Origin of the sequence: Streptomyces cinereospinus (assembly GCF_042430725.1) — a bacterium.
In the GTDB taxonomy this organism is placed as follows: Bacteria; Actinomycetota; Actinomycetes; order Streptomycetales; family Streptomycetaceae; genus Streptomyces; species Streptomyces cinereospinus.
This window is the reverse complement of the sequence record NZ_JBHMCY010000018.1, coordinates 64,657-75,219: the sequence shown is the minus strand read 5'-3', so window position 1 is coordinate 75,219 and position 10,563 is coordinate 64,657. Positions and strand designations below refer to the sequence as shown.

Here is a 10,563-nt window from a genome sequence, read left to right as displayed (position 1 = left end):
CCCGCATGCGAGCCCTCAGGTCCGGTCGGCGGCGGCGGTCAGATAGGCGCGGGCGACCAGGGCCGCCTCGTCGCGCAGCCGGGCCACCCCCTCGCTTCCCGCGGCCGGGTTCTCGAAGGTGGCCCGAACCAGTCCGGACACGGTGGACAGCAGGGTGAAGACCACCGGGCCGACGTTGCTGAACGAGGCGTCGGAGGCGTGCGCCAGCACCCGGACCGTCGCGGACTTCAGTCGTTCGTACAGTCCGATGGCCAGGTTGCCCCGGTCGATGGCTCCGGCGACCTGGTACATCGCCATCGTCCTGTCGGGTCGGGCCACCTTCACGGAGACGTAGGCGTCGGCAAGGCTCTCGGCCAGCTGGACGATCGGCTGCCCGGGGCCGTCGGCGCAGACACGCTCGACGGTGTCCGCCAGTTCCTCGAAACGGTGCACCACCTCGTCGAAATGGCGCTCCAGCATGGCGAACAGCAAGGCCTGCTTGTTCGGGAAGTACTGGTACAGCGTGCCCACCGAGACTCCGGCGCGCTCGGTCACCCGGGTCGTCGTCAGCCGGGTCGCGCCGTCGGCGAGCAGTACCTGGATCGTCGCTTCGAAGATCGCCTCGACGGTCGCTCCCGACCGGGTCTGGACCGGCGTCTTCCGTGGTGCGAGGCCGTGCGGGACGGTCGGATCAGTATCTTTCACCGTTCGAACACCTTCATGCTCCAGCCGTGAACCATTCTCCACCAGTCGTGTGGTTATCAAATCATCATGCGATGATCCATTGGTTGAAGGATCCTTCAGGTATGGTCGCGCCATCGCGCCTGCGTCAGGCAGGCGGCCATCGACGGCGAGCGGAGGCGACTTCCATGATCGAAGACGGTGAGAGGTCAACTGGCGGCGGCATCAGCCGGAGGTTGCTCCTGGCGTCGGCGGCCGGCGCCGCGTCCGCCTCCCTGCTGGCGGGCGGAGCGGCACAGGCGAGGAGTGAAACGCCGCGGATCCTGACCTTCACGGACCATGAACCGCTGGGCGGCATGCGCACCCGGTTCCTCAAGGACGTCCTCTTCCCGGCCATCGAGAGGGAGTCGAACGGTCGCCTGAAGATCGAGGACCACTGGAACGGCGAGATCGCCACCTCGTTCGACGCCCTGCGCGCGGTCGGCGACTCCGGGGTGGCGGACCTGGGCACCGTCGTGCCGGAATACGCGGCCGCCCGGCTGCCGTTGCACCAGATCTTCAAGGGCTTCCCCGTGGGACCGACCGGACAGAGGCAGGTCGACTTCTTCCGCCGCGTCTACGCCGACGTGCCGGCCTTCCCGGCGGAGCTGGAGAAGAACAACACCGTCCCCTTGTTCTGCGGCACCGGGTACCCCGCGGCCTTCTTCAGCGCCCCGCCCCTGCCCGACCTGGACGCCCTGCGGGGCGGCACATGGCGTTCCGCCAGCTTCTGGCACCATGACTTCCTGGTCAACGCCGGGGCGACACCCGTGACCATGCCCTGGGGACCCGCCACCGTCGACGCCCTGACGGCGGGGACGCTGGACGGCGTCCTGGTGAACGTCGACAGCGGATACCTGCTGCCCGTCCACGACGCCGCCCCCAACGTGCTGATCTCCAAGGAGCTGTGGCTGGGGCACCTCTACCTCCTCGCGATGAACAAGGAGGTCTGGGAGGGGCTCCCGCAGAACGACAGGCGCGCCGTCCGACGGGCCGTCCACAGCTCCTACCAGGCCCTGGGCGCGGTGATGGACAGCAGCTTCGACACACAGATCGAGAACCTGAGGCGGGCCGGCGCGAACGTGCGGATCCTCGGTCCCGAGGAGCTGAGGCGTTGGCGGACCGTCACCGGGTACCGCGAGGTGCAGGCCTCCTGGGTTGAGGAACAGCAGGCCAAGGGCGTCGCGGAGGTCGACACCACCCTCGCGGCCGTCACGTCGATCATGGACTGCTTCGTCTGAGTGTTCCCGGGGGCGGTGGCGGTCACGGCGCCGGGCGTTCGACGCGCAGCACGTGCTGGTCGTGGCGGAACCCGTAGCTGCCGTCCCCGTCGCTGACATGCCGCCGCACCTGAGCCTCCACCGCCTCGCGGGGCGGGGGAGAGGCGCCGGGCACGTCGAGGAGGAAACCGGCGACCGTGACGGTCTCCTCCAGGCCCCGCCCGCGGTAGCGGGCGGGCACGACGTCCGGCTCGGTGCGGCCGACCGGTCCAGGCGGGAGGCCGGCCATTCACCGGCGAGTTCGCGCACGTCGAAACGGGCGCCGGTGAAGTGACGGACCATGCGCAGGCAGGCGTTGTCGGGGTCCTGTAGCACCACGAGCAGGACCCCGCCCGGCGCGACCCGCTCCAGGACGCGCGCAGCCGTCGCCGACCACCGCGTTCGCGGAACGTAGTACAGCACGGGGGACAGCGGGGCCAGATCGGCCCGCGCGTCCACCCGGGCCTCTCCGGTCGAGGACGTCCGGGAACTCACCGGCGGTCACGGCGCCGACGTCGTCATCGACGCCGTCGGCAGCCCGGGTACGTACCGACAGGCCTTCTACGCGCGCGACCTGGCCGGAACGGTCGTGCCGGCCGGAGTGCCCGCGCCGCAGACGCGGCTGAACCCGCCCCTGCTCGACGTCTTCGGCCGGGGCGGAGCCCTCGAGTCCCCCTGATACGGCGACTGCCTGACCAGCCGCGACTTCCCCACGCTGATCGACCTCTGCCTCCAGGGACGTCTCGACCTGGACGCCTTCGTCAGCGAGGCGATCCCGCTCGACGGTGTGGAGGAGGCCTTCGGCCGGATGAGGAGGGCGAGGTCCTCCGCTCCGTGGGGGTCCTGTGACGGGCGCCCGGGTCGAACGACTCGTCACCTCCGGCACGTTCACCCTCGACGGCGGCACCTGAGGGGTGGACAACAACGTGTGGCTGATCGGCGACGACCACGAGGTGCTCGTGGTCGACCAGGCCCACGACGCCGAGGCGGTGGCCGCCGCGGCGGGGGGCAGGTGCCTGGCGGCCATCGTCTGCACCCACGCCCACAACGACCACGTCAACGCGGCGCCCGCGCTGGCCGACCGCACCGGCGCGCCCGTCTTCCTCCCTCTCGACGACCGGCTGCTGTGGCGGCAGACCCATCCCGACCGGACCCCGACGGCCACCTCTCCGACCGCCGCCGGTTCGACGTCGCCGGGACCGAGTTGACCGTGCTGCACACTCCCGGGCACTCGCCGGCGGAACCTACCTGTACGCGCCGGACCTCGACGCGGTCTTCACCGGCGACACCCTCTTCGCCGGCGGCCCCGGAGCCACCGTCAGGTCGCTCTCCTCCTTTCCCACGATCATCCGCTCCATCCGGGACGTGTTGTTCTCCCTGCCGCCCGAGACCGTCGTCCACACCGGCCACGGAGCCTCCACGACCATCGGCGCGGAGGCTCCGCACCTGCCCGAGTGGGTGGCCCGGGACGCGGAGAAAAGGAGGGTCGCGATCAGTGCGGGGCCTCACGATGAGGATGTACGTTGACTCTGAGGTGAGAGCGAGTGAACGAGTTCGAGTTGTCGGAACAGCTCCTCGGATGTGTCACGAGGATCCGCAGGGTACTGGACGGCCGGCTGAGGAAGTACGGCCTGTCGGTGTCCCGCAAGCGCGTGCTCGCGTTCCTCGCGCGAGGGCCGGTGCGGCAGGGCGCGCTCGCCGCCGCGTTCGAGGTCGCGCCGCGGACGATCACCGAACTGGTGGACGGCCTGGAGCGGGACGGCCTCGTGGAGCGGCACAACGATCCCAAGGACCGCCGGGCGCGTCTGGTGTACATCACCGCGGCCGGGCGCCGCGCCGACGAGCAGGCGATGGCCGCCCGTGCGGAGACCCTCGGCGAGATCTTCGCCGACCTCGCGGAGGAGGAACGCGAGGCTCTCTCCCGGATGCTCACGGCGGTCGACAGGCGTGTCGCCCGCATGTCGGCCCAGGACAAGGAGGAGCCCGCGGCCGCCGGCCACGCGGCCGTCCCTCTCGACGCCCCGTTCACCGTCTCGGACGAACGGCGCTGAACACCGTGAGCCTGCACAGGGGCTCACTGGACCTGGCGGCCCGGCACGGCGGCCCGCGTTTCCCCGGCCCTGACCCGGCACGCGTCGCCGCGGTGCGGTGACCGCCCGTACGACCCCGCCACGTGCCGCCGGACCGTGCCGGGTGCGCCGCCGGGCCGGCGGCCCCGGCCGGCCGGGGCCGCGCCCACCTGCTGCCGACGGCGCGTACGGCGCCCCGCCATCGCGGTGGCCGTCACCCCGTCGACGGGCCGGCCAGGCCACGACACCTCCATCACCGTGAGCCGTGAGCCGCAGAGCGCGGTCCGGACCCGGCACCCGTCGCCGGGGGGCGATGCCCGCACGTTCCGGACCCGGCACGCCAGCCCGCCTGGGCATGCCGCTCATCGATGTCGCCGCCGTCGAAGAACTGGCCGAGGCCCTGTGCCGAGGAAGGCCGCCACACCTTCCTACTCGTCGCCGCCCCGCCCCGCCCGGGGGCGGCCGGCGGCGTCCCGGTCAATCCGGTGGCGATCTTCTGACGGCCCATGCTCCCGACCGTCCGGTGCCGGGACCGCGGCCCGGACGGCATCGGCGGTGCCAATTAATGTGGTGCCTCATTATGGGGACATGCACTACTGAAGAGTCGGTTGCGACCCGTCCGCCCGTCGGGCAGCGCGGACGAACGAATGCCGCGCCGCCCCGCCCGATCCCATGGCGTCCGCGGGCGCCAGGTGCGACCGGCCGGGCGGACAGGGTCCCGGTTGACGGACCCGCTCGCCCGTCGGCCCCACTGTCGACCGTCTGCCGGGCGGCGGAGCCACCCCCACCTTGCTAGTTAGAGTTCTATATGTTTGACTTCTAAGTATTGGCCGATGGGTGGCGCCCGCCGCCCGGCCAGCCGGACCGGCTGGCCCGCGGGCCCTTGTGCACCGGATGCCGCCCCTGGTGGCGGCGCGGTGACATCGCACGGAAGGAGGACTTGTGGATCAATGGAATGCGGGCTGGGTGCAGTCCGTCTCGGACATCCGGGCTTACGGCAGTGCCACGACGGACGTGACGCTGCGTGTGCGGGTCCGATCGGCCGTCGGCGGCGATCGCACGCGTGTCGAACTGAGCAACCGTTTCGGCGACGCCCCCCTTGTGGTGGGGGCGCTCTCGCTCTCGGTGGCCGGTCGAAGCGTGTCGGCCCGGTTCGCCGGGCACACCGGCACGACGATCCCGGCGGGCCGCACCCAGTGGACCGATCCGGTGGCGCTGCGGCTCTCTCGCGGCAGCGAGGTGACGGTCGACCTGTACCTTCCCGCGGCCACCGCACACACGACGGGCAACTTCTCACGGATGCCCGTGGAGATCTCCCAGCCCGGTGACCACACCGGGTCGCCGGACTTCCGCCCCGTTCCGACGCCGACGATCCCGGCCCCCGACGGCAGTCGCCTTCCCGTCCCCCTTCCCTTCATCAGCGGCCTGGAGGGATTCGGGCCGGCACCGCAGGCGCTGGTCGTCTGCCTGGGGGACTCCATCACCGCCGGCGGCTGGCCCGAGGAGGTCCAGGAGCTGCTGGCGGACCGGCTGGAGGTCGTCATGCTCAACCGCGGGATCGCGGGGAACCGGCTGCGTTCCGACCCTGACGCGTCGATCGCGTCGTACGGGCCCTCGGGCCTGACGCGCTTCGAGTACGACGTCCTGGCCACCGCGGGGGCGAGTGAGGTGGTCATCGCGCTCGGAACCAACGACTTGGGCCTTCCCGGCGCCACCGCCCCGCTTTCGGACCTGCCGTCCGCCGAGCAGATGATCGAGACGTACCAGAGCCTGGCGGACCGGGCCGCGGCAGCGGGGCTCCGCGTCACGATCGCCACCATCACACCGTTCTGGCAGGCGGAGGGCTACGACGAGAGCCGCGAGGCGATCCGGCAGACCGTGAACGACTGGATCCGCTCGTCGGCGCCCCACTTCGTCGACTTCGACCAGGCTCTTCGGTCGACGCAGGACCCCCGGCGCCTGGGCCCGGAGTACGACTCGGGCGACCACCTGCACCCCAACAGCGACGGCGACGAGCGCCTGGCGCAGGCCATGGCCGCCCACCTCGCGATGCGCCACGGCGTATCCGCCGGCTGAATCCGCACACGTCCACCGGTGCGGCGCGGGCTGCCGCGCGACAGCACCGAACTTCACCACAGGAGGTAGGTCAATATGCACGCGAAGCAGCCGGGAATGGTGCTGCGGCTCAAGGCGAAGCCCGGCATGGGCGACGAGCTTTTCAAGGTCTGCCACGAGCTGCACTTCAACGACGACCCGGACGGCCCCGTCGACTGGGTCCTGAGCCGCTCGGACGAAGACCCGGACGTCATGTGGGCCTTCGAGTTCTACCGGGACGACGAGTCCTTCGAGCGTCACTACTCCAACCCCGCGATGGACGAGGGGCACCAGCGGGTGTTCGACCTGGTCGCCGAGGGCGTCGAGGAGTGGGGCGTGCGCGAATCCGTCCACATCGTCACCTCCAGCTGAAGGACACCGGCCTCCCGCGCCGAACCGCGGGAGGCCGCCCGGCGGGGAAGCGGAGCAGCCCCGCCCGCAGCGTCCTCGGCACGCATGTCGACACGTCACTGGTAAGGACTGAGGAATGAACCAGGAAAACCCCACTTTGACCATGATCCGGGAGTTCGTCGCCCTCGGGCGGGTCGAGTTCGACCGCCCCTTCACGCGCGACGGCTACGACTCCGCACAGTGGAAGCTGACCGAGGGCATGACGGCACCGGGCCCGGACGGTAAGCCCACCGAGATGAACGAGCTGCTGCTGCGGCTCCTGGAGCCGCGCGCCCCCTACTTCGACCGTCTCGTCCTGGACGCCCTCGCCTCCGGGATCACCCAGGTGGTCAACCTGGGCGCCGGCTACGACGACAGGTCGCTGCGTTTCCGCTCCCCGGGCGTGCGCTTCTTCGAGCTCGACCTCCCGCACGTCATCGCCGACAAGAAGCGGCGCCTGGCGGCGACCGACTTCGACACGAGCGCGATCACCCTCATCGAAGCCGACCTCCAGACGGACTCGGTGGGCGAGCTCCTGCCCGCGGCGGGCTTCGACCCCGGCGAGCCCTCGCTCTTCCTGCTGGAGCACGTGGCCCTGTTCCTCGAGAGCGGCGCGGTCAGCAGCCTCCTGGCCTCGCTGGCCGGCCAGGCGGCGAGCGGAAGCACCCTCGCCCTGACCGCGGAAGTCCACCCGCAGGGCACCGACTCCGCCGCGCTCCTGGCGACCGCGGACGAAACCCTCTTCGGCGGGACCAGTCCGCTGCACACCATCATGAGCCGTGACACCTGGATGGACGTGCTCAAGAGCGCGGGCTGGGAAGTCCGCGACCCGACGCACGTCACCGCGGTCGACCACTTTGAGGTCCTCGTCGGCGGAGAGACCGCCCAGGTCCAGACCCAGTTCCTCACCGCCACGGCCTGACGCGCCCCTTCGCCGACGGGCCGCTGGTGCACAGGGCGGACGTCGTGCTGGGATCGGCGGAGGACTGGCGCGCCGGCCACTCGCCCGACCCCTCGAAGGTTAGCCTTCTAACTGTTAAAGTCATCGACGTGACTGCCTCACATCATATGGATCGCAACAGTTTCGAATGGATGCGCTGGATCGTCTGGGCCCAGCGCAAGGGCGGCGAAGAATGGTTCCGGAAGCGCGAGCTGAGCCCCGAGCAGGCGTTCGTCCTCGGCTACCTGCTGCAGAACCCCGGCGCGATCCAGCGCGACATCGCGCAGGTGAGCCGCACCAGCGCCGCAAGCGTCTCGTCCCTGCTGAAGGGAATGGAACGACGCGGCCTGATCGAACGCCGCACGGGCGGCGAGGGGGACGACCGCAGCAAGCGTGTCCACCTGACACGGACGGCCCGAGAACTGATCGACGGCATCGAAGCCGCCATGGCCGGCGTCGAGGAGGGCATCCTTGCTCCCCTGGACGAAGCCGAGCGGGCCTCCCTGCACACCCTCCTCGCCAAGATCACCGCGAACCTGTCGCAGCCGACCCTCGACGGGGCGTGCAGCGAGCTGTGACCGAAGGGCCGAACCCGCCTTCGACACGGGGAGCGGACCGGGCGAAGGTCCCCCGCCGCACACTGATCACTGTTCCTGCGGCCCGCCACGCCCTGGAGGAGATCACCGCACCCACCCGCGCCGACCCGGACTGCCCGGAATTCCCCGTGATCGCTGACCGGGTGGACGGCGTGGGCACGGCGGATGGTTTCGGGAGTCGACCTCGGGACAGTCCGATGTGACGGACGTACCCCGCCTCCACCAGCTCGGCGATGGCGCCGATCGTGTCCTCGATCGGCACGGCGGGGTCCAGCCGGGCGGGCCGGCCGATGCCGACGTGGCCGGTTCCGGGCTGGTGGAGCGACTACGTGAGGAAGTTCCTGACCGCGACGGGCCTGTTGTCGAGGCCCAGCATCGTGCCGTCGGGCGCCCGCAGCACCCCCGACTTCACGCTGAGCGCGATCCGGTCCCGGCCGCCCGGGCGCAGCGCCTGGCGGAAGAGCCACTCGTTGTGCCCGGTGCCGTGGAAGTCACCGGTGTCCAGCAGGGCGCCCCCCCCGCGTCGATCGCGGCGTGGATGGTGGCGATGCCGTCGGCGTCGTTCGCGGGCCGTACGTACCCGACCTGCCCATGCAGCCGAGCCCGAAGGACGACACGCGCGGACCGTCGGCTCCCAGAGTGCGCATGTCCATGACCCCATGGTGCTCACTGACGTTCTTCGTCATTCGTCACTCATGACGGGGTCGTCGCCGAGCCGCCACCGGGCCGCCGCGGTCGGGCCGGGCGTTACAGCTGCAGGATGCGTTCGGCGTTGCCGTGGGCGATCTTCCTGCGCTGGGCGGGCGTCAGGTGCGCGTTGCGCAGGAACCCGACGGCCTGAGCGCTCTTCTCGAACGGGTAGTCGATGGCGAAGAGCACGTTGTCGATGCCCACCGCCTTGATCGCGGCCTGGAGCATGGTGTCGTCCATCACCCCGGAGGTGGTGATGGCGATGTTGTCGACGAGGTATTCGGACGGCTTCTTCTTCAACGCCACGCGCGTGGTGATGTTCTCGATCTGCACGTCGAGGCGGGGCATGTGGAAGGGCAGGAACTCGCCCATGTGCCCCAGGATGAGCTTGGCACCGGGGAAGTCGTCGAACACCCCGCCGAGGATGACGCGCAGGGCGTGCCCCGCCGTCTCGGCCGCCCAGCTGTACAGAGGACCGACGAGTTCGGGCCGGTTCTGCGTGAGGCCCCAGTCGCCGGACGGGGCCGGGGTCGGGTGCAGGTAGAGCGCCGCGCCGAGTTCCTCCAGCGCCGCCCACACCTCCCGGAACTGCGGCTCGTCCAGGTAGTGCCCGCAGGTGTGGCCGTTGACGAGGAACCCGGCCATGCCGAGGTCGTCCATGGCGCGCCTGGCTTCCCGTACGGCTGCCTGGGGGTTCTGCAGGGGCAGGGCGGCGAGCCCGCCGAACCGGGTCGGGTGCGCCGCGATGATGCCGGCCAGGGCGTCGTTGGCTCGCTGGGCGTCCGCCACGGCGATGGCCGCGTCGGGCTGCATCTGCACCCCGGGCGGGGTGAGCGACAGCACCTGCATGGTGACGCCGTTCTCGTCCATGTCGGCGAGTCGGTACTCGGTGATGTCCGGCAGCCGCTTCATCCACTGCGCGGCCACTTCGGGCTTGAAGGGGATGGCGCCGTTCAGCGCCGTGCCCTGGGTGACGAGGCCCGGCAGCATCACGGCTTCCTCGATGGCGATGATCCTCATGCGCGACCTCGGATCGGGCCCGCCCTCGTCGGCCTGGGCGACGCCGGTGCCCATCACCGTGGACGCGCCGAGCGCGGCGGCCCCCGTGCCCGCGGCGGTGTTCAGGACCTGTCGTCTCGTCCATTGGTGAGCGGTCATCTTCGCTGATTCCCTTCCGCGGCGCCCGATCAGCCGGGCGGCCTCCGCCGCCCCCGCATTTCACTTATGTTCATCGACTTCATGCATAGTGAAGCGCGCGATCAGTCGGTGGTCAACCCTCCGTAAGGTGCCGGCCGCCGGAGCGGCCCGCGAACCGTCAGACCGAGAAGGCCTCACCGGGCCGGTCGGCCCGGTGAGACCACCTCATGTCAGGAAATCAGGGGATCAGCGGATCTGGAAACCGTCGTCGAACAGCCTCGGCCGGAGAGTGGCGCTCCCTGCGTCGAGCCGCCGGCCCCGAACGGTGTTCTTCCTGATGCCGCCGGGCAGCACGGTTCCGTCCGCGCGCCGCCTCCGCTGCCGCGCGGGACTCGGCGCCGACTGTCGCCAGGCCACTCGGCCGTGCGTTCTCCGTCTGCGGTGTTCCGTTCGATCGCGCCGAGGCGCCCGCCGAACGATCCGGTCACCATCCCGGCAGGGCCGTATCCGACGAGGACGACGTCGCACGACACGGGCGCCGGCACGACGGGGGACTCGGGCCCGCAGGCGGAGGTGGCCGGCGTGTGAGGGGATCTCCCCTGCTGGTTCTCGGCGCTCGGGACCGCCGCGGCGACCGGTTCCCGGCCGCGGCCGGGAACGCCGATGGGCGCCCACGGCCACGCACAGGT

At 70.9% G+C, this 10,563-nt stretch carries 9 protein-coding genes and 3 pseudogenes; 8 read left to right on the top strand and 4 right to left on the bottom strand.

From position 1 onward, the window contains the following. Nucleotides 1–15 precede the first annotated feature (15 nt). Nucleotides 16–684: a TetR/AcrR family transcriptional regulator gene (locus ACFF45_RS12300; protein ID WP_381345644.1), complete on the bottom strand. Its 669-nt coding sequence runs from the start codon at nucleotides 682–684 to the stop codon at nucleotides 16–18. Nucleotides 685–848: 164 nt separating this feature from the next. Between ACFF45_RS12300 and ACFF45_RS12295 the strand changes: the two genes are divergently transcribed. Further along, on the top strand, nucleotides 849–1,940 hold the full coding sequence (locus tag ACFF45_RS12295; protein WP_381345642.1) for a type 2 periplasmic-binding domain-containing protein: 1,092 nt from the start codon (nucleotides 849–851) through the stop codon (nucleotides 1,938–1,940). A 22-nt stretch (nucleotides 1,941–1,962) separates the two neighbouring features. On the opposite strand, the gene ACFF45_RS12290 is transcribed toward ACFF45_RS12295, so the two are convergent. After that, complete coding sequence (locus ACFF45_RS12290; RefSeq protein ID WP_381345640.1) at nucleotides 1,963–2,208, bottom strand: hypothetical protein; 246 nt, start codon at nucleotides 2,206–2,208, stop codon at nucleotides 1,963–1,965. A 213-nt stretch (nucleotides 2,209–2,421) separates the two neighbouring features. On the opposite strand from ACFF45_RS12290, the pseudogene ACFF45_RS12285 reads away from it, so the two are divergent. From ACFF45_RS12285 to ACFF45_RS12255, 7 genes and pseudogenes are all read left to right on the top strand, one after another. Further along, nucleotides 2,422–2,807, top strand: a pseudogene (locus ACFF45_RS12285) (zinc-binding dehydrogenase); the annotation flags it as partial. Further along, nucleotides 2,804–3,485: pseudogene (locus ACFF45_RS12280) on the top strand (MBL fold metallo-hydrolase). The pseudogenes ACFF45_RS12285 and ACFF45_RS12280, both read left to right, overlap by 4 nt. A gap of 17 nt (nucleotides 3,486–3,502) precedes the next feature. Next, the gene (locus ACFF45_RS12275) at nucleotides 3,503–4,009 is read left to right on the top strand and encodes a MarR family winged helix-turn-helix transcriptional regulator (RefSeq protein ID WP_381345639.1); all 507 of its coding nucleotides are present in this window, start codon (nucleotides 3,503–3,505) and stop codon (nucleotides 4,007–4,009) included. Between the two features lie 960 nt (nucleotides 4,010–4,969). Then, nucleotides 4,970–6,103 (top strand): GDSL-type esterase/lipase family protein, encoded by a 1,134-nt coding sequence (locus tag ACFF45_RS12270; RefSeq protein WP_381345638.1) that lies wholly within the window; start codon nucleotides 4,970–4,972, stop codon nucleotides 6,101–6,103. A 75-nt stretch (nucleotides 6,104–6,178) separates the two neighbouring features. Beyond that, nucleotides 6,179–6,493 (top strand): putative quinol monooxygenase, encoded by a 315-nt coding sequence (locus ACFF45_RS12265; protein ID WP_381345636.1) that lies wholly within the window; start codon nucleotides 6,179–6,181, stop codon nucleotides 6,491–6,493. A gap of 115 nt (nucleotides 6,494–6,608) precedes the next feature. Then, on the top strand, nucleotides 6,609–7,433 hold the full coding sequence (locus tag ACFF45_RS12260; protein WP_381345634.1) for a class I SAM-dependent methyltransferase: 825 nt from the start codon (nucleotides 6,609–6,611) through the stop codon (nucleotides 7,431–7,433). A 128-nt stretch (nucleotides 7,434–7,561) separates the two neighbouring features. Further along, complete coding sequence (locus tag ACFF45_RS12255; protein ID WP_381345633.1) at nucleotides 7,562–8,029, top strand: MarR family winged helix-turn-helix transcriptional regulator; 468 nt, start codon at nucleotides 7,562–7,564, stop codon at nucleotides 8,027–8,029. A 149-nt stretch (nucleotides 8,030–8,178) separates the two neighbouring features. On the opposite strand, the pseudogene ACFF45_RS12250 reads toward ACFF45_RS12255, so the two are convergent. Both ACFF45_RS12250 and ACFF45_RS12245 read right to left on the bottom strand, forming a co-directional pair. Continuing rightward, nucleotides 8,179–8,700: pseudogene (locus ACFF45_RS12250) on the bottom strand (aldo/keto reductase); the annotation flags it as partial. Nucleotides 8,701–8,794: 94 nt separating this feature from the next. Then, nucleotides 8,795–9,895 (bottom strand): amidohydrolase family protein, encoded by a 1,101-nt coding sequence (locus ACFF45_RS12245; protein WP_381345631.1) that lies wholly within the window; start codon nucleotides 9,893–9,895, stop codon nucleotides 8,795–8,797. Nucleotides 9,896–10,563 lie beyond the last annotated feature (668 nt).